Source organism: Leptospiraceae bacterium (genome assembly GCA_024233835.1).
GTDB lineage: Bacteria > Spirochaetota > Leptospiria > Leptospirales > Leptospiraceae > JACKPC01.
Window position 1 is genome coordinate 554,738 of sequence record JACKPC010000001.1, and the last position, 19,350, is coordinate 574,087.

The 19,350-nt window shown below is 34.3% G+C and carries 21 protein-coding genes; 13 read left to right on the forward strand and 8 right to left on the reverse strand.

What is annotated here, in order from left to right; all coding sequences use genetic code 11:
* Nucleotide 1: 1 nt before the first annotated feature.
* Together H7A25_02645 and H7A25_02650 are read right to left on the reverse strand one after the other, a co-directional pair.
* The gene (locus H7A25_02645) at nt 2-1,000 is read right to left on the reverse strand and encodes a hypothetical protein (GenBank protein MCP5498776.1); all 999 of its coding nucleotides are present in this window, start codon (nt 998-1,000) and stop codon (nt 2-4) included.
* An 18-nt stretch (nt 1,001-1,018) separates the two neighbouring features.
* On the reverse strand, nt 1,019-1,744 hold the full coding sequence (locus H7A25_02650) for a hypothetical protein (protein ID MCP5498777.1): 726 nt from the start codon (nt 1,742-1,744) through the stop codon (nt 1,019-1,021).
* A gap of 109 nt (nt 1,745-1,853) precedes the next feature.
* On the opposite strand from H7A25_02650, the gene H7A25_02655 reads away from it, so the two are divergent.
* The 7 genes from H7A25_02655 to H7A25_02685 all read left to right on the forward strand — a co-directional run bounded on the left by H7A25_02655 (nt 1,854) and on the right by H7A25_02685 (nt 8,291).
* Nucleotides 1,854-2,579, forward strand: a complete 726-nt coding sequence (locus H7A25_02655; protein ID MCP5498778.1) for a class I SAM-dependent methyltransferase — start codon at nt 1,854-1,856, stop codon at nt 2,577-2,579.
* Complete coding sequence (locus H7A25_02660; protein ID MCP5498779.1) at nt 2,572-3,333, forward strand: ParA family protein; 762 nt, start codon at nt 2,572-2,574, stop codon at nt 3,331-3,333. The genes H7A25_02655 and H7A25_02660 overlap by 8 nt, the downstream gene beginning before the upstream one ends.
* Nucleotides 3,334-3,348: 15 nt before the next feature.
* Entirely contained in the window at nt 3,349-4,242 is an 894-nt protein-coding gene (locus tag H7A25_02665; protein MCP5498780.1) for a ParB/RepB/Spo0J family partition protein, read from the forward strand.
* A gap of 66 nt (nt 4,243-4,308) precedes the next feature.
* Complete coding sequence (locus H7A25_02670) at nt 4,309-6,252, forward strand: DUF4178 domain-containing protein (GenBank protein ID MCP5498781.1); 1,944 nt, start codon at nt 4,309-4,311, stop codon at nt 6,250-6,252.
* A 12-nt stretch (nt 6,253-6,264) separates the two neighbouring features.
* Complete coding sequence (locus H7A25_02675) at nt 6,265-6,474, forward strand: hypothetical protein (protein MCP5498782.1); 210 nt, start codon at nt 6,265-6,267, stop codon at nt 6,472-6,474.
* A gap of 22 nt (nt 6,475-6,496) precedes the next feature.
* The gene (locus tag H7A25_02680; protein MCP5498783.1) at nt 6,497-6,715 is read left to right on the forward strand and encodes a DUF350 domain-containing protein; all 219 of its coding nucleotides are present in this window, start codon (nt 6,497-6,499) and stop codon (nt 6,713-6,715) included.
* A gap of 25 nt (nt 6,716-6,740) precedes the next feature.
* The gene (locus H7A25_02685; GenBank protein ID MCP5498784.1) at nt 6,741-8,291 is read left to right on the forward strand and encodes a polyamine aminopropyltransferase; all 1,551 of its coding nucleotides are present in this window, start codon (nt 6,741-6,743) and stop codon (nt 8,289-8,291) included.
* Nucleotides 8,292-8,330: 39 nt separating this feature from the next.
* Here H7A25_02685 and H7A25_02690 read toward each other — a convergent pair whose 3' ends face one another.
* Genes H7A25_02690 through H7A25_02700 form a run of 3 tightly spaced genes read right to left on the reverse strand, consistent with a single transcriptional unit; the run spans nt 8,331 to nt 10,106 of the window.
* Entirely contained in the window at nt 8,331-8,807 is a 477-nt protein-coding gene (locus tag H7A25_02690; GenBank protein MCP5498785.1) for a YaaR family protein, read from the reverse strand.
* 1 nt (nt 8,808) lies between these two features.
* Entirely contained in the window at nt 8,809-9,156 is a 348-nt protein-coding gene (locus H7A25_02695) for a polymer-forming cytoskeletal protein (protein MCP5498786.1), read from the reverse strand.
* Nucleotides 9,156-10,106 (reverse strand): peptidoglycan DD-metalloendopeptidase family protein, encoded by a 951-nt coding sequence (locus tag H7A25_02700; GenBank protein MCP5498787.1) that lies wholly within the window; start codon nt 10,104-10,106, stop codon nt 9,156-9,158. The genes H7A25_02695 and H7A25_02700 overlap by 1 nt, the downstream gene beginning before the upstream one ends.
* Nucleotides 10,107-10,205: 99 nt before the next feature.
* Between H7A25_02700 and H7A25_02705 the strand changes: the two genes are divergently transcribed.
* The 3 genes from H7A25_02705 (at nt 10,206) to H7A25_02715 (ending at nt 13,079) form a co-directional block, all read left to right on the forward strand.
* Nucleotides 10,206-11,000 carry a TatD family hydrolase gene (locus H7A25_02705; GenBank protein ID MCP5498788.1) on the forward strand — a complete coding sequence of 265 codons (795 nt, stop codon included), beginning with the start codon at nt 10,206-10,208 and terminating at the stop codon, nt 10,998-11,000.
* Nucleotides 11,001-11,003: 3 nt separating this feature from the next.
* Entirely contained in the window at nt 11,004-12,272 is a 1,269-nt protein-coding gene (gene serS / locus H7A25_02710; GenBank protein ID MCP5498789.1) for a serine--tRNA ligase, read from the forward strand.
* A 75-nt stretch (nt 12,273-12,347) separates the two neighbouring features.
* Nucleotides 12,348-13,079 carry an NAD-dependent deacylase gene (locus H7A25_02715; protein ID MCP5498790.1) on the forward strand — a complete coding sequence of 244 codons (732 nt, stop codon included), beginning with the start codon at nt 12,348-12,350 and terminating at the stop codon, nt 13,077-13,079.
* A 20-nt stretch (nt 13,080-13,099) separates the two neighbouring features.
* Here H7A25_02715 and H7A25_02720 read toward each other — a convergent pair whose 3' ends face one another.
* Nucleotides 13,100-13,591: a molecular chaperone Tir gene (locus H7A25_02720; GenBank protein MCP5498791.1), complete on the reverse strand. Its 492-nt coding sequence runs from the start codon at nt 13,589-13,591 to the stop codon at nt 13,100-13,102.
* 190 nt (nt 13,592-13,781) lie between these two features.
* On the opposite strand from H7A25_02720, the gene H7A25_02725 reads away from it, so the two are divergent.
* The gene (locus H7A25_02725) at nt 13,782-15,458 is read left to right on the forward strand and encodes a glycosyltransferase family 39 protein (protein MCP5498792.1); all 1,677 of its coding nucleotides are present in this window, start codon (nt 13,782-13,784) and stop codon (nt 15,456-15,458) included.
* A 468-nt stretch (nt 15,459-15,926) separates the two neighbouring features.
* The gene (locus tag H7A25_02730; protein MCP5498793.1) at nt 15,927-16,205 is read left to right on the forward strand and encodes an ATP-dependent Clp protease adaptor ClpS; all 279 of its coding nucleotides are present in this window, start codon (nt 15,927-15,929) and stop codon (nt 16,203-16,205) included.
* Between the two features lie 5 nt (nt 16,206-16,210).
* Here H7A25_02730 and H7A25_02735 read toward each other — a convergent pair whose 3' ends face one another.
* The gene (locus H7A25_02735) at nt 16,211-18,010 is read right to left on the reverse strand and encodes a histidine kinase (GenBank protein MCP5498794.1); all 1,800 of its coding nucleotides are present in this window, start codon (nt 18,008-18,010) and stop codon (nt 16,211-16,213) included.
* A 75-nt stretch (nt 18,011-18,085) separates the two neighbouring features.
* Here H7A25_02735 and rsgA point away from each other — a divergent pair, with 75 nt between their 5' ends.
* Entirely contained in the window at nt 18,086-19,039 is a 954-nt protein-coding gene (rsgA, locus tag H7A25_02740; protein ID MCP5498795.1) for a ribosome small subunit-dependent GTPase A, read from the forward strand.
* A 20-nt stretch (nt 19,040-19,059) separates the two neighbouring features.
* Here the strand turns inward: rsgA and H7A25_02745 are convergent, their stop codons facing one another.
* Entirely contained in the window at nt 19,060-19,329 is a 270-nt protein-coding gene (locus H7A25_02745; protein MCP5498796.1) for a hypothetical protein, read from the reverse strand.
* Nucleotides 19,330-19,350: the final 21 nt, after the last annotated feature.

Sequence of the window (19,350 nt, forward strand, 5' to 3'; positions counted from 1 at the left end):
ATCAGGGTTTATAAAAAGAAATTATGTCGTATTCATTTTCGGGTATATTCTGGTGTAAAATATTTATAAACCCGATATTTCTGAGATAAGGAATCAGTGAATCCATCTCAATTTCAATCATCAGCTTTTCTGAAAAGGGGCCAGGATTAGAACTAGGTTCGTTTTGAAATCGAAAGAATACTTTAGTACCCGAAGAAATTTTTTCATATAAAGCATTCAATAATCGATTTATATACCAGGAAGGAAGGAAACATAGATTAAGAGCTAGGAAAACTTTATTAAAATTTTCCAAACCACCAAGATCAAATATATCCTCTACATATTTTACAGCAGGATCTATATTTTTCTTTATATAGTTATACTGCCGTAGATTGTCAGTTATAACTGAGTAGGATAAACCTTTATTCCGAAATATCTCTATAACTTCTCCCCATGCGGGAAGTAGTAACAATATATGATCCTGTTTGTTGAAAAAGGGTAGTATAGTATTGAGACTTCTTCTCTCAAAATTATTTTCCGAATTTAGATTAAGAAATAGTGAAAATTCTGGCTGAGTAGATAAATTCTTTTTTAACTCAAGATTCTCAGTTAACAACTGTTCTACTCTTTTTTCCAGAGAATTTATTCTGTTTGTTTGAAAGGTAAGTTCATTAATTAGTAAATAAAAAGCTTTTACTCGATTAATAGAAAGAACTCGTTCGATTTTAGAAAATATCTCAACAGTTTTTATGGTTATCCATTTCACAGGACCGAAAAAAAACCAATTTGTTTTATCTTTAATGACATTCTTATTTACACCTTTCTCAAACAAAAATGCGGTATAGGATGGGTCAAAAGCCTTTTCTTCTTCAGCAGTACTTATACGTGTGTTTTGAATTAATTCAATATCATCTATATTTACACGTCTTTCTTTTAAATTTTCTTCTATCTCCTGCATGAGTTTTGATACGTCTATGTCAGGGTTATTTATTTCAAAAATTGGTTTTCCGCTATGTTTCAATTTATTCTCGTTTTCTACCTAATATAAAATTTCATGAGTTTTTAACAATTCCCATTTTCCACCCCGTTTCACGTGAAACGTAAAACTTTGCACCCTGCCCTCTTGATCATATTTTATATTGTTTTGTTTTCTGTCATCACTAACTGAGTTCATTCGGCTTATCAGTTTTTTATTTTTATCATACATATAAATAACCTGCCCCATGGTTTTTCGATTCTCAAGGGAGATTTCTTGAATAAATTTAAATTCAGAATCTGGGGATCTCTTAACATTATAGTATTCCATATCTTTTGAGCCCAACCATAAAACTTCAATACTTTGAAGTTCGTTATTCATCACTTCCTTGATTTTGTAGTGAACAGTATCTATCCCGGAACTATCTAACAACCTGAGTCTCTTCAGGTTGTCATTTTTATCATATTCAAAAATTCTTGTTTCTTTTATTTTTCCATCTAAGCCAAAAAGTTCTTCCTTAATGACCATTTTTCCTCTGTAGGAATACCGGGTATATCCATCCTCTTTTCCTGTCGAATTTAGGTATTTTTCTTTTATTAAATTTCCATCTTTATCATATTCAAATTCAGCAGAGTATAAAACTTTATCAGATGGACTCTTCACTACTTCTTTTTTAGGTTTAGCGTCTGTTTTTTTCATAATCACAGAATCAAGATGGGACCATTTACCAGGAGTATAGGACCATAAGGAAAAATTAATGAATATAGTTAATAAAAATTTCTTTAACATAGTGAAATCCGGATAAGGTTTAGAATTACTATCGGAAGACAGGGGTGATAAAAAAATGAAACTTTTCAAGAAATGAAGTAATAATTTTATAGATGAAAGAGGAATCGAAATGCTCAATGAAGTGATTTTAGAATTATTTCCTGAAAATGGACGTGATATTTTGAATCTGTTTGAACTAAGTAAAGTGGAACAGTATTATTCTTTTTTATTAGAAAAGGACGAAGAAGGAGGTTTCTTTTCCAGAACAGATAGAGAGCATATTTTAAAAAGGCATATAATTGAATCTTTATATCATGTGTATAAAATTTTTAAAAGTATTACCGTTTCACGTGAAACGGTAATACTTGATTTTGGCACCGGCCCGGGTTTGCCCGGTTTTTTGTTTTTCTGCTTAAAACAGCCTCCTGAAATTATATTTGTAGATTCGCAGAAGAAGCGACTTTCTCTTCTTGAGACATTCGTTAAACAGAACTTTAAGATAAATGAGATAAGTTTTTATTACAGTAGAATCGAAGATTTAAAAATACCTGGAGTTGATATAATTGTTTCCAGAGCCAGTATTCCCTATCCATGGAGTGCAGAGGTATGCGTAAAACTATTAAAAAAGGGAGGTTTTTTTATTCCATTCTTAGGTGCTAAAAAAAATGATTCCGAAATTGAATCAAAACTGTTAAATAACCTAGGTCTTGTATGTGAAAAATCTCTTGATCTAAATGAACTAAATTTTTTAGGGAAGCGGACAGTTAAATTCTTGAAAAAGAGAAAAGAAGCAAATTATGGTTTTCCGAGAAATTGGAAATTGATTTCTAAGGAGATAAAGCAAAAAAATGAGTAAAATACTTTCAGTCAGCAACCAGAAGGGAGGTGTTGGAAAAACTACGACATCAATTAACCTATCCTCTTATCTTGCAGGAATGGGAAAGAAAATTCTTTTAGTAGACATTGATCCTCAGGGTAATGCAGGTTCCGGACTTGGTTTGAATATAAACGAAATACATAATACCACCTATGAACTTTTAATCGGAGAACTTAGTCCTACTGATGTTATCTTAAAAAGCGGTATTGAGAACCTCTGGATAATTCCTTCCAATATTAATTTAAGCGGTGCGGAAATAGATCTTATTCATCTTGAAGAAAAAGAATACAGGCTTCGTAAAGTATTGGAACCTATTCGTTCCAGATATGATTATATTATTATTGATTGTCCGCCTTCTCTGGGTGTTCTTACTATGAATGCTCTCTGCGCATCTGATGGTGTAATCATAACACTTCAAACTGAATATTTTGCTCTTGAAGGTTTAACTCAATTAATGAAAATCATCTCTCTTGTTCAGGAAAATCTGAATAAGGACTTAAACCTGGAAGGAGTATTATTGACTATGTTTGATAAAAGAACCAATCTTTCCAACCAGGTTGCAGCTGATGTTCGAGACTTTTTTAAAGAAAAGGTCTATAAGACTATGATCCCCAGAAATATCAAATTGGGTGAAGCTCCTTCATTTGGAAAGCCTATTAATTTTTATGACCCGGATGGAATTGGAGCGATTAGCTATAAGAATTTAGCCCAGGAGTTTATAGCGTCCTGTTAAATAGGAGGAATTATTATGGTAAATAAAAATCGCTCAGCACTCGGTAGGGGTTTAGGAAATCTAATTCCGGGGGTTAAAACATCAAGTTCTGATTCAAGTTCATCAGTTGATAGTATTGAAAAAAATTCTAATTTACGAAGCTTGAACATTCAGGAGATATCTATAAATCCTAATCAACCGAGAAAAACTTTTTCGGACGAATCGATTGAGGAACTATCCGAAACCATTAAAGTTCATGGTTTAATTCAGCCTATTGTTGTAATTCAGAAAGGAAATTTTTTTGAGTTAGTTTCTGGTGAAAGAAGACTTAGGGCTTGCAAAAAAGCCGGTCTTGCAAAAATTCCAGCTATAGTAAAAAACTATTCAGAAGAGCAGTCTCTTGAAATTGCTATAATTGAAAATATACAGAGAGAAGATTTAAATCCGATAGAAGAAGCACTTGCCTATCAAACTTTAATAGATAAATTAGGACTGAAAATTACCGAAGTGGCTTCTCGACTTGGAAAAAATAGAGCAACCATCTCTAATCTGGTAAGGCTTTTACAATTACCGGAAAGTATAAAAGAATTACTCAGACAAGGAAAGATTACAGAGGGTCATGCAAGGCCCTTACTTTCTATCGGTAATAGTAAAAAAGCAGAAGAGCTTTCAAAACAGATTGCAGAGAAGGGTTTATCGGTAAGGGAAGTTGAAGAAATCGTAAGTAAATTAGTTGATGGAGAAAAAATATTAACCAAATCTTCCTTGAGTCAGGATCCTTCTATTCTGGATATGGAAAATAAAATTCGCACCAAACTATCAGCTAAAATTAAACTTTCCCACAATGTGAAATCAGGGAAAGGTAAAATCATCATTAACTATAATAACCTGGAGGACATGGATAGAATTCTACAAAACATGGGAATATGAAAACTTTTCTTGACTAATTTTCAAAAGGAAGTACATGGAATAAGTAGGCCTTCTGTTAAATATATTATGTCAGTTTTTAAACAAGTAAATTGTCCAAGTTGTGGTGCATCTCAAGATATTAAGAATCCTGCAATTTCTCAGGCTACCTGTGAATTTTGCAGTACTGTCTTTATTTTTGATAAAGATGCAGTCAGGGATACGGGTAAAAAGTCCCGTTTGATGCCCGCTATTTCCGGTTTAAAAGTTGGAACCGATGGAAAATTAAAGGGTAAAAGTTTTACAGTAATCGGTCGGGTCCAATACAAATATACCGCTCCCGGTTCAGATGTTAAAGAAGAAGAGCTTGGAAAGTGGGATGGTTGGTATCTTCAGTTCTCGGATGGCTCACCTGCCTGGATTTCGGAAGACATGGGAGAACTTCTTTACGAAGCTCCGATTAAAGAAAGGTTGCCGGTTAAGGAAAGTGAAATTCTTCCTGGTGATAAAATAAAAATTGCAGGTAAACAATATCAAATACGAGAAAAAGGGACAATCCTCTGTGTGGGTGCAGAAGGTCAGTTACCCTTCCCTGTTATTCCGGAAGAAACTCATGGTTATGTAGATGGTATCAGTCTTGATGATAATAGTGTACTCACTCTTGAGTTCGATGAAGAAGAAGGACCTACCGGATTTACAGGTCGAGTACTAAAGAAAGAAGAAATTTCTTATCAAAAAGAAGTTCAGGCTGAAGAAAAAAGAAATAACGAAGCCCTCCGCTGTCCGAGTTGTGCATCTCCCCTGGAAACACACAATATGGATGTGCAAAATTTTACCATCACCTGCTCTGCCTGCGGAACCATGTCTCAATTCAATGCAAGTGTTGCGACGGTATTGGGTAAAGTGAAACCTGCTTTAAGCGAGGTTTTCATGATTCCCCTTGCTGCCAATGGTAAGCTTTTTGGCAAAGATTGGATGGTAGTTGGTCGTCAAAGAAAAGATTGGAAAGACGACGGTGAGACGGGTTTTGAAGTAGAATATTTGCTGTTCAATGCTGACTCTGGCTATCTCTGGCTTTCTGAAGAAAATGGACATTATTATACAGCGGAACCTGCTGAAGAAAAACCCCATACTTCACTTATCAGTTCACCCCATGCTCCTAAAGCAAAAATTAAAATTGGTAAAGATTATTACCAGTTTTATGAAACCGGTGAGCACAGACTTACATATGTAGATGGAGTTTTACCCTGGTTTGCAAAAATCGGAGATGTTACAAAATATGGAGATGCAATCGCTCCTCCCCACATGCTTTCCGAAGAATTTGTAATTCATAATAATGAAATTTCTGAAATTGAATACTACAAAAGTACATATATAAATTCTCAGGATATAGCAAAAGCTTTCAATCTGAGCATTCCTAAACCCTCCGGTGTGAGTCCGGGTCAACCCTACAACGCATTAAAAGGCCAGCGTTTAATTTCCCTATCGAGCATTGCAGTTGGAATTTTTTTAATGATCAATGCCTGTGGTCTGAGTGATAAAAAAATTGAAATTTTAAAAGGTACTTATAACGCTCTGGATTTAAAGAAGAAAGAGGTTTATACAAAACCTTTTACTATCGAAAAAGCCGATGAAACCCTCCGAATTGATGTTCGAATGAATTTAAATAATAGCTGGGCTTCTGTTGGAATTGCATTGTTTGATAACAAAAAAGAAGTAATTCTAAGTGATGAAGATGTTGGAATTGAATATTATTCTGGCTATGAAGGCGGTGAAAGTTGGTCAGAGGGAAGTCAGAACAGTGAACTTTACTGGAAAGTTAAAGAACCGGGTGAATACAGACTGATGTTAGCTGTACCGGAAACTGATTTAAATAGTTCTGCAAAATTGGATGTTACGATTAATAAAGGTGTTTATAAAACTGGTTCCCTTTATTTCTTTGCTTTTTTATGGTTTTTACAACCTCTTGTTTTTAGAATTCGGAAATGGCTCTTTGAGACCAGTCGTTGGAGTGATGTGCTTGGAGATGACTGAGGAGGTAGATAAATGAAGTTTGTTCTTATCTGGAATATAATTTTAATGTTGCTAACAGGGTATAGATATTATGCTGTGAATTCCAGAAGCAATATTGAATATGCTGAGGGAGTAAATATCTCCTTAAAGGAAGATAGTCGTACGGGTAGAAGACCTATTTATTTTTTTGGTACTTTACGCTCCCGTACCCCTTCCGGCGGTGGATTTGGTTTTGGTAAATAAAAAATAGGAGAAGAAAAAGTTTATGGAATCAAAAAATTTACAATTAGTGGTGTTTATAGAAACATTTTTGTATGCTTTCATTGGTATCAGCATTTTTGGTCTGGCCATCTGGTTAATGGAGAAAATCACTCCGTTTTCAATTCGTAAGGAAATTGAAGAAGATCAAAATACCTCTCTGGGTATTGTTATGGGATCCGTAATTATTGGTATTGCTATTATATTGGCAGCGGTATTGAAATAGTTTATGATAAAAAACGGGCGGCTATATGAATAGCCGGCTAAATTCAAGGAGACTCCTTCTCCTTGCTACTGTTTTAATTATTTCCACATCTGGCCTGGCCTACGAACTAATTGCAGGAACTATGGCTACATACCTTCTCGGGCAGTCCGTTACCCAGTTTTCTTTTGCTACTGGTTGGTTTATGGCTGCCATGGGATTTGGTTCATACCTTACCCGATACATAAAAGAGAATCTTTTCAATATACTCATAGATGTGCAGATTGTTCTGGCTGTTGTCGGGGGGTATTCTGCCCTGATTATGTTTCTGGCTTTTGCCTATACTGATACTCTCTATCCTTTTTTTCTAACCCTTGCATTCCTTATTGGGACAGCTGTCGGGTTTGAAATCCCGGTTCTTCTTCGGATTATTGGAAAGTATAGAGTTTTAAGTCTTGCGGTATCAGATGTTTTTACTTTTGATTATATTGGAGCATTGTTTGCCAGTATAGCTTTTCCTTTATTTGTCTTACCGTATATGGGCCTCATTCGTTCCAGTATGTTATTTGGAATTATGAATCTCTCAGCTGCTTTTATCATTCTTTCCATTAATCGTAAGGAAATTAAAAAAACGAAAGAATATGCCCTGTATTTTGCTGCAATTTTATTGATACTGGGTTTTATTTTTTCCGGTTTTTTAACCAGTTGGATTGAAGGAGTTCTCTATCAGGATCCTGTTGTTACTTCTAAAGAAACAAAATATCAGAGAATTGTGATTACGAAGTGGAAGGATGATACAAGACTATTCCTAAATGGAAATTTACAATTTTCGAGTCGTGATGAAGCCAGATACCATGAATCTTTAGTTCATATTCCCATTACCTACTTGAAAAAAGCTCCGGAAACAGTTGTAGTTCTGGGTGGTGGAGATGGGCTTGTGATTCGAGAGGTATTGAAATACCCTACTTTAAAAAAAGTGATTCTGGTTGAGTTGGATCAGGATATGATACAACTTTTTAAAGAACATCCCTTTCTTAAAAAGATAAATGATTTTTCATTAAGTTCCAGGAAGTTAGAAATTGTCTACGGGGATGCATTTCACTGGATGAAAACTCTAGGCGAAGATATTCAATTTGATTTAATTATATCGGATCTACCGGATCCAAATTCTTATTCTTTAAGTAAATTATATACTGTATCCTTTTATTTGTATATTTTCAAACACCTGAAATCGGAAGGCATTTTTGTAACTCAGGCTACTTCAGCAACTTTTTCTCCTGGGGCATTCTGGTGCATAAATAATACAATTCAGTTTGCCAGCAAAATTCGTTACGGTACAGCCTGGAAAACTTTGCCTTATCATACCTATGTACCAAGTTTTGGTGATTGGGGATTTATTATGACTTCGAAAGAAGAACTGAATGTTGCTAAGAATCGTAAGCTTTCGGTGCAAACCAGGTTTTTAAACGATTCCTTGATTTCTGGCTTATTTCAATTTTCGAAAGACATTCTTCCTGTAGAAGATTTGCCGGTGAACAAAATGAACGATCCGGTTCTTGTAAAATTATACTCTCAGTCCTGGCACAGATGGTATCAGTAAATAAGCTCAATTATGAGACATAATGTCGGATGACCGACATTACTCTTTCAGATCCAGAAGTAAGCCACGAATTTTTTCAATTTGCTTTAATAGATTGAACGCAGAGTTTTGCGTGCTGAGCATTGTCAGAGCCAGTAATTGTAGGTTTTCATCTATAATCTTGACTGTAACCAAAATTTTTTTATCGTGCCTGCCCCGCCTTCTGGCATGAACAATCTCCGTATTATTTTGTAGAATCTGGTCTATAATATCTTTTACAAGGGTTTTATAGCGGTTTAGATTTGCCTGGTTTGGAGTTTTTAAAAAATCCTTCTCTACTCCGGGGAGTTGCCTCCATAATTCATTTAAACTCCTGGTTTCTTCTTTTGTAGAAGGAGCAATCGATTCTAGGATAGATAAGAAAGACTCGTTAGTTTCCTCCCCGGCTGATGCTTCAGACGCTGCTTCCTTTTTTTTCGTTTCAGCATCTTTTACTTTTTGAGCAAATCTTGTTGCGTAGTTATTGAATATAATCATACTATTTCCTCGGGTTCACGGTACACTTTCCTTCAAAATGAACACCTTCTTCAATAATCAGACGTGGTGTCACTATGTCTCCGATTAATTTACAGGTGGATAACAGAACTACACGCTCTGAGGCTATGATATTTCCCTGAATAATTCCACCAGCAACTACTACTTTAGCTTTTATATCTGTATCGACTTTACCGGTTTCACCTATAAGGACTTTTCCGTCGGTTTCCAATAGTCCTCGAAAAGAACCATCGATTCGAATCAGGCCTTTTAGTTTAAAATCTCCGCTAAATTCAGCACCTTCACCTATTATACTATTGACCATCAGGTCTTCTGTTGTTTCTTCTTTCATTAATTCTCTATCTGATTTAAAAAAGATGATGGGTTTAAAGGATTTGTGCCTACATGTATTTCATAATGCAAGAAGTAAAATTTACTTATTGAAGATTTTCCAACAAATCCAATGACATCTTCTCTGGATACGACCTGATCCTTTTCAACCTGGATTCTGTCCATATTAGCATATATGGTTTTCCATCCAAATCGATGCGCTATTTTTATATAATAACCGGTATTTTCCGTAAAACCGGTTTCAAAAACAGTTCCCGGTGCGGTTGCAATTACCTCAGTTCCGGGAAAGGCCCCGATATCGATTCCATTATTTTTTACTAACTTCCCTGTGATAGGAGACACATATTTTCCAAAGGGAAAGAGTATATATCCTTTCGCCGGCCATAAATAAGGGGTGTTTTTTACAAGGTTGTTCTTTTTCTTAATTAGGTCGATCATTTCATCAACCAGGTGAGTTGATAATTTTATATCATGTAAACTGGCCTTCTGGGTATAGAACTCCCTGGCTATATTTGTTTCTTTTTCAAAATTTTTCAGCAATTCTTTCTGTTCTGAATTGAGCTGGTTTAGGAGTTCCGGAGAGTTTCCGCCCAGGCGAGAATATAATTTCTGGATTTTACTATCATAATATTCAATTAACTTTTGAAGATTCTCAACCTCCTTTTTTAGCTTTTCTGATTGTAAAACAAAATCCTGATTGGATAGGTTGAGCTCTTTTATCTCGTATTGTTTGAAGTTATGATTCAGTATATTTACAGTGCTAATAAAAATTATCCCCACAGATAATAGTAAGAAAATAAGTATAGAACTATAAGATATATAAATTTTGTGGGTCTTTTTTTCACTATGTGGTACGAGCATTATGGTCAAATGCTGATTTTTTTTGGTTTGCCAGAATTCTTTAAGGTAATTAATTTTATCGGCTAAACTTTCTCGTATGGTTTTCTGCATATTGGTACGGAGTCTCTCTATGTAGCTACTTACAGTTCTTTCAGTCAAGAAAAATTAAAACAAAATTGTCTATTTGCAAGCCTTATATTCCATGGCAGTATGAATCAGGGCCTAATTGATACTCACTGCCATCTCGACTTAATTGTTAACTTCGGCCAGGAAATACTTACGAGTATTACAAAAGCAAAAGAGGCCGGTATTAGTGGAATTGTTCAGATTGGAATTAATGAAGAACGTTCCACTGCGGCAAGAAATATAGTTGAAGAGTATTCCCATTTACTTCCGCTGCGCTATACGATAGGTTGTCATCCTTCTGATGATATTGATGAAGAGGAAAAAAATCAGATAATTTCCTTAATTTCTGAATATAATAGAGATAAAAATTGTATCGGGATAGGAGAAATTGGTCTGGATTATTACCATAAAAATAATTTTACACAGCAGCAGGAAATGTTTCGAGGATTTTTAGAGCTCGCAGAGAAAGTTTCTCTTCCGGTAATTATTCATTCCAGGGATGCTGCTGAAGATACCCTGACTATATTAAAAGAATATACAGGAAGAGTGAGGGGCATTATCCACTGCTACACATATGATTTAGAATATGCAAAAAAGTTTGTAGAACTGGGCTATTATATATCTTTTTCCGGTATAGTAGTTTTCAAAAATGCCAGAGAAATTCAAGCTACTGCTGCTTCTATTCCATTAGACAGTATTTTAATGGAAACCGATGCACCTTATCTGGCCCCTCCTCCTTACCGGGGAAAAAGAAATGAACCTTCCTATGTGTCTTATGTATTGGATAAGATAATAGAATTGAGAACTGAAGACCCATCAGTTATAAAAGAACAAATTTATCAGAATAGTAGGAAATTCTTTAATAAGGAGATTGTTTGATACATGCTGGATTTAAACCTGATAATCAACAACATTGATAGTTTGAAGGCTATGCTCAAAAAAAGAGGTATGGAAGATACTTCTGTAGCAGATGAGCTATATAAAGTTATATTAGATAAACGTGAATTACAAAAAGAAGCCGAAGCATTGCGCTCAGAAAGAAATTCGAAAAGTAAAGAAATCGGTCAAATGAAAGTTAGGGGAGAAGATATTTCTTCAGTTTCTCTTCGAGTAAAAGAAATTGGAAATCGTATAAAAGAAATTGAAACCGAGCAAGAAAAGAAAGAATCTTTATTAGACGAGATAAATTTATCTTTACCAAATTTTTTGGATGAAAAAGTTCCTTTTGGAAAGTCAGAAGAGGATAATGTGGTAACCCGTGAGTGGGGAGAAAAAAAGAAATTTTCTTTTACACCCCTTACTCATTACGAACTGGGAGAAAAATTAAAAACTCTGGATTTCGAGAGAGGAGTAAAACTTGCCGGGTCAAGAGCCTATACTTACTCCGGTCTGGCAGCAAGCCTCGAGCGCGCTCTTATGAATTTTATGCTGGATACAAATGTCAGTGAATTTGGTTATGCCGAGACATTTGTACCGGTTGTAGTCAATGATGATTCTATGCAAATGACAGGACAGTATCCTAAATTTAAAGATGAATACTATCGTCTGGACAAAGACAATTTAAATTTAATTCCTACTGCCGAAGTTCCTCTTACTAATTTATACAGGGATGAAATCATAAAAGAAGAAGAACTCCCTATCTACTTAACGGCATTTACTTCTTGCTTTCGAAGGGAAGCCGGTTCTCATGGAAAAGATACTCGCGGTCTTGTTCGAGTTCATCAATTTCAGAAGATTGAGTTGGTTAAATTTGTAAAACCGGAAACTTCTGAAGAAGAACACCATAAAATGCTTGCAAATGTAGAAACAATATTACAAAGACTTGAAATACCCTATCGTGTACTTTTACTTTGTAGTAAAGATACATCGAATTCATCTTCGATTACCTATGATCTCGAAGTCTGGATGCCGGGACTTAATCGTTACCTCGAAATTTCTTCTGTGTCAAACTTTAAAGATTATCAGGCGAGACGTGGTAAGGTTCGGTATAAAACCAAAGAAGGCAAAAAGGAAATTTTGCATACTCTTAATGGATCCTGTCTTGCTCTGGGCCGAAGTCTTGCTGCTGTTATGGAAAATTATCAGACTGAGGATGGGAAAATAAGGATTCCTGAAGTTTTAAAACCGTATATGAAAGTAAACTATGACTGAGCATGGATTAACTTTTTAGATAGTTTTTCTTTGGGCTACATGAAAAAATAATATAGGATATATTTGGAGAGTCTTATGTTTGAAAAAAAGATGATAGAAGTTCTTAAATCTGCACAACGTGTAGCCGTACTTACCGGCGCAGGTATTTCTAGTGAAAGTGGCATTCCTACCTTTAGAGGAAAAGGTGGTTATTGGAAGAATTATAAAGCGGAAGAGTTAGCAACTCCTGAAGCATTTAATAGAGATCCAGCACTTGTTTGGAGTTGGTATGGAATGAGAAGGGAGGTTTGTCATAAAGCACAACCAAATCCTGCACATTATATTCTTGCCAGAATGGAAGAGTATTATCCAAATTTTCTTTTAATTACACAAAATGTAGATGGGCTTCATCGCAGAGCCGGTAATGCAAAAATTGTAGAAATTCATGGAAATATTTTTCATGCAAAATGCAAAATTTGTGATTGGAAAGATGAGTTTTTGGAAATTCCTCTAAAAAAAGAAATACCAAATTGTCCTGTTTGCGCTTCCATTATTCGTCCGGATATTGTTTGGTTTGGGGAAACTTATGATGATCAAAAATTAATTCAATCACAATCTTTTCTTGCAAAGGCTGATTGTATACTGGTAATCGGAACTTCTGCTCTTATTTCTGTTCCGGTTCGGCTTGCTATGTTTTCAATTGCACAGGGGGCTTATTCTATTGAGTTGAATCCGGATAGTACCAGCCTTTCAGATAGAGTGGATGTAAGTATTAGAGGTAAAGCCGGAGAAATATTACCTGAAATCTGGAAAGATGTTCAGGCCTAATCCGGCTTATTCTATATTTATTATTTTATATCTTCTGATTGAATTTCTTTTCCTTCTTCATATACAACTTTTTTCTTTTGTCCAGAGGGAAGAATTTTTATACCGATACCGTGTTGTTTATCATTTCGAAAATCACCCTCATAGATGATTCCATTTGTATCTGTAAACTTTCCTTTTCCATCAAATTTCCCTTCTCTGAAATCCCCTTCATATACCTTTCCGCTTTTAAAAGTGAACTTACCTTTCCCGTGAAATAAATCTTGTTTATAATATCCCTCATACATATCTCCATTCGTATAAACAAATTTTCCAAAGCCTTCTTTCTTTCCTTCTATAAAATCTCCATCATAGATATCGCCATTCTTATATTTCAAAATACCTTTTCCGTAAGGCTTTCTCCACTTTAAAAATCCCTTATATTCATCACCGGAATCATATTTTATATTACCTTCATACAGGCAGGATGTGAGTAAAAAGGTAAATGCGAGCAAAAAAAGAATCGTTTTTTTCATAGTGGACCTTCCCAAAATGTTGTAAAAATTTTATAGCCATTCTAATATTTCCGCAGATAAAAATAGAAAATATTCTTATGGAAGCTATTTTCACCAGTTTTCCAGATTATGGTTCTTTCGCAAGCCTTTCTGTATACTTCATTTCTTGCAAAAGCTGGACATAGATAAGCCCGGTTAAAAACTTGTAGTTATGGCTATATTTCTTATTGTTTTCGTTTCAATTATTAAGCTGTTTCTTTCTCTTAACGTTCTTATATTGCCGGATGAAGCGTACTATTGGGATTGGTCTAGACACCTGGAGTTTTCTTATTATGACCAGGGACCGGGTGTCGCCCTCTACATCCGTGCTTTTACTTCTATTCTGGGTGATAATTTGATCAGTATTCGAATAGCTGCTCTTTTCGCTTCCAGTATAAGCATTTTTTTCTTATATAAATCAGCCATTTATCTCGGTATGAGTCGGATACAGCAATACCTTATAATTCTTATGTCCCATCTTACTCCGGCTTTCTTCTTTGGTTCTTTCTTGATGATGCATGATTCCTGTCTTTTACTCTTCTGGTCCATTGCTTTGTATCATAGCTTAGTTTTTATAAGAGAAGAAAAACCATTTGACTTATATATGATTTTCTTAATGTTAGGACTCGGTACTTTAAGTAAGCATACAATGATTTTCTTTGCAGTATCTCTTATTTTATGGTTATTGTTTCATAAGAATAGATACTCTATTTTCAAATCCAAACACCTGTATATTTCTATCTTATTGTCAGCTATTGTAGTTTCTCCTATGATTTATTGGAATATCATAAATGATTGGGAGAGTATTGAAGCTATACAATATCTTCGCTCAGCCGGAAATAACCTGATTACGGAAAAAAAAGTATCTACTGTTTTATTATTAAGTTCTCAGTTTTTTACTTTATCACCTACCTGGTTTATGGCTTTTCTTATACTACCATTATTATATAAAATGAGAAAGATGAAAGATTTTTCAAAGGAAGATATTATAAAAAAAGATCTGCTCATTTTTCTTTTTATTAATTCAAGTGTTTTATATATCTACTTTTTTTATATGTCTTTCTTTAAAATGACTCAACCAAATTGGCTTTTTGCATCTTATCTTCCGATGTCTATACTTCTAATTTACTTTCTGAATAAAGAAGTGCAAACTTTACGCTTGCAAAAGATATTTAATTATCTAATATACTCAGGATTCCTGATAAGTCTATTTTTTATTCTGGGAGGCTTTCTGATAGAGGCCATAACAGAAAAGTTCAAAATATCAAAAAGTGCTTATTATTCTCCCCTGGGTAAATATGGTGGATATAGAGAAGCAATAAAGAATATAGAAGCATTTCAAAAAACGGAATACCCTTCAAGTAAAATTATAGCGAATCGATATCAGGATGCAGCTCTTGCAGGATGGTATCTACAGGGAAATCCTTTTATTCAATCTATAAACATATTGCAAAAAAATCAGTATTCTCACTGGACAAATATGGAAAAAGGAAAAGACTATATAATTTTTCATATTGAAGATGATCCCTGCAATACAAATATGAATTTAACCGAATTCATTTTAAGCAATATGTTTACCGAATTAAAATCTTTTCCGGAAAAACTGGTAATCAAGGATGGTAGAATATTGAAAAAGTATAAATACTGGTATGGTAAGAATTATCAGAAAACCTGGTATGATGTGTGGTTTATGAATTTTAACAAGCAATTATTTTCGGCATATACTTCCGGATTTAACTTAAGCCTATCGGAATATGAGAAGCACCATAATCTCTTTACGAAAGTATTATTCTCTATGTTTAGCAATAATAATGCAACATTTCAAGAGTTTTGCGGAGAAGGAAAATGAAGTCAATATTATATTTTTTTTTATTTTTCTTTCTAATGTTTTGTTCAAAACCAAAGAGCCATTTCCCTACTGATTATAGAAAATATGTAAAAGAAACTGCGGAGTTGTTTTGCAAGGAAATTGTTTCTTGTTCATTCTCACAATATAGAACTATTCCTAAAAAAAACAGAGAAGCTTATACACTAACTGCCTGTATACAGGAGCTTAATAAAAGCCTTGATGTATTGATACCTTTGCAGGATGATAATTTAAAAATGCTTATTTTTCAATGCTTCGAAAAGAGGAAAAAAATGTTAGGTAACTGCGAAAAATTTATAAATTCGCCTATTAGTATTTCTGAATGTAGTTTGGCCTTTAAGAGGAATGCCTTTCTTTTAAATCAGAAAATGAAATAATTACTTTTATTTTCTGATTTTTCTTTACAGGATAGAAGAAAATATTCCAATATCAAATAAGCAAGAGGTTTTTATGCCGAACATTCATGAAGAACTTAAGCAGGAAGAGTTACTTTCTACCGATAATCTATATGGGAACAAAGTGATACTTTACAATGATGACTATAACACATTTGATCATGTAGAGTTATGCCTTATGAAAATTTGTATGAAGTCAGAAAAAGAAGCCCAACGAATTGCATTAGAAGCACATAATAAGGGTCGAGCTATTTGCTATGAAGGGAGTCATGAAGTCTGCGAAACAGTTGCAGAAAAAATGTCACTACAAAACTTAAGTGTTACAATTGAATAATGTTCTCAGGAGTTCTTTACTGAGATAGGAAGAACTATTCTGAAACTGGTTTTTCCGGTTTCGGAGCTAAACTCTATCTTTCCTTTATGCTTTTCTATGATTCCCTTGACAATGCCCAATCCGAGTCCTGAACCTTCTCCCTGATCTTTTGTTGTGAAAAAAGGATCCCAAATTCTATCCTGAATCTCTATAGGAATTCCACAGCCTGTATCTATTACTTCTACACATACAAAAAGTTCATCAAGCAGATAAGTTTTGATTTCCAGATTCCCCTCTCCTTTCATTGCATGAATTGCATTTTGTATTACATTTGTCCATACCTGGTTAAGTTCATCTATATTACAGAAAACTCTGGGAATATTATCATAAGAGCGAATTACTTTAATACCATGTTTTATTTGGCTGTTCAGAATAATTAAAGTATTTTCAATTCCTTCTACAAGGTCTGCCTCTGCAAAGCTTGCTTGATCCAGATGAGAATAGTATTTTAAAGCTCTCACGATTCGAACAATATTCTTAATAGAATATTTTATATTTTTTTGATTCCTTTGCATACTGGTTACATTTGCAATATATTGAAAAACTTCATTTCCACCCACTTTGACAATATCTACAAGTAATTCATCAATTTCTAATAATTTCTTCTCTATAATGAAATTGCAAATTTCAGTAAGAAGGGGATCTTTCAAATCTTTTTCGGCATGTTTTTCTTTAAGTGCTTTCTTGAATTTAAACTTACTGCGATTATCAATGATTGTTTTATTTTCTGAATTTAAGATTGTATCTAAAAGTTTCTCTACTTTTATTTTTAGCTCTTCATCTTGAAAGAACTTACAGAGTGTGCTAATATTTTTAAAAACATGTTGCATATTTCCTTCGAGATTATCTGCGGAGCCATTGATGACACCGGCAGGTGTATTAATTTCATGTGCAATTCCTGCAACCATAACCCCGAGAGAAGCCATTTTTTCCGACATAACCAATTGCGATTGAGCTTCTTCGAGAGCCCTTGTTCTTTCCTTAACTTTTGTTTCCAAATTTTCTGTCAATTGCGTTAGACGGCTATAGAAGATTGCATTTGATAGGGACATTACTGATATAGATTTTATATCATAAAAACGTTCCAGTTCTATCCTATGAAAATTTAGTTCTGAAATTTTAGAAGAGATACAAAGAATTCCTAATAAGCTATTATTCATGGTAAGAGGAATAACCAGGCTGGCATCTGATTTGGAAAAAAAATCCCTGGCAGGATGTTTAATTTTTTCTAATTCTTCAAAACTCTCAAAATTATCCGGAGAAAATATTCCATCATTATCGGCAAGCCATAGAAGAAAAGGATCGTAAACATAGAAATGATCATCGATTAACTCTGAAGATGGATGGGGACGGAATACGCCCTGCTCTTCATCCCACAAATATAGTTTTGACCAGTTAACATGGAATGTATTTTCAATAAAAGAAGTGATGGTTGTGCAAATTGATGGAATGGAATTCAGTGATAGAAGTTTATCTTTTAGTTTATCAACAGCTGAAAGATAATCCAGTCTATCCCGATTCGAATCCAAAAGAGAACGAATACTTTTTTTTTCCTTGAATCTTCCATAAAACCATAGAAGTATAAATCCTATTGTATTCAAAAGGAAAATAATGCTAACATCTAAAAGAAAATTTCTTGTTTCTTCCGGCCTGGACTGAAATTTATAATTTACAAAATAAAGAGAAAAATATTGGAATATAAAAATACAAATGATAACCAGTACTGGAAACAAAAGGCCCTTCGTATAATGAAAATGGCTTCTCATACAATCACTTCTCCGATAAAAACATTATCCAACCGGCAGCTTATTCTCCCGGATAAATAAATTAATTCAAATCGAATGAGTACTGTCAAAGAAAAATTTATTCTATCGAGGATTTATGGGGCTATCTATGAAATCTACAACCCGCAGTTTGGAAACGTTCACGCAGTATTAAAAGGTAGACTCCGTCTTGGAAGGAGCGAGGAAAGGCATCCCTTTGTTGTAGGAGACAGGATACTGGCAGAGCCCGGTACCGGAGAAGAATGGGTTATACTGGAAAAAGAGGAAAGAAAAAATTTTTTAACCAGAAAAAGTGTGTTTGCTGATACGCATGTTCTCTGTTCAAATGTTGATAATCTTTTAATAATTGCTTCTCTCGAAAGCCCGGTAACCAAGGATAGTTTTATCGATCGTTGTTTGGCGGCGGCTTTCTTTGGGAAAATTCATCCCCTGATTGTATTTAATAAAACAGATCTTGCTAAGAATGCTCTAATAGAGGATAAACAGGAAAAATATAATCATCTTGGTTATGAAGTTTATACCGTATCCTGTCTGGAAGAGGGGAGTATAGAGGTCCTAAAGAATAGGATAGCAGGACAGACAACTTTTTTTGCAGGGAATTCCGGAGTAGGAAAATCATCTCTCTTAAATCTAATATCCGGAATCAAAATACAATCTATTGGAAATGTTAGTATTTCTACACAGAAAGGTAGGCATACGACAACTAATACAAGAGCTATTTTTTTAGAAGAGAATACAATTCTTATTGATTCTCCGGGGATTAAAGAATGGGGACTTTTACACTTACAGGTTCATGAAGCTCTCGAAACATTCCCGGAGTTTTGGTCTTTAAAAGAGGAATGCCAATCGGTTGATTGTTGTAATGGATCTAAACGCTGTGAAATATTGAAGAACAGGGAGGATATTGAAATTTCTCCTGAAAGAAAAAAAAGCCTCGAAGCAATTCTTCAGTCCATACAGAAACCCGGAAAACATAAAACCTCTGTTTATACACGTAAGACCAGAAGATAGTATTGTTTTAAAATAAGAAGTTAATCAATATTCTTAATATACCAGTAATGTGTAATAATTCCCAGAAGAAAACCTATTAGCAAAAAGAAAATTTCTTTATAACTAAAAATCACAGTTTTATTATCATCTTTCGTTTCGAAAAAATTTTTAGCTTCTTCAGAACTTGTTTCTTGAACCATATCAGAAAAAGACCGATTTGTATCCTGAAAAAAGGAACGAATTTCTTCCGGGAGTTCTTCGATACTTCGGTACTCTTTTCCTTTATAAAAAAAACGCTTTGATTTATCCATAATCGTATTGAAAATAAGAAT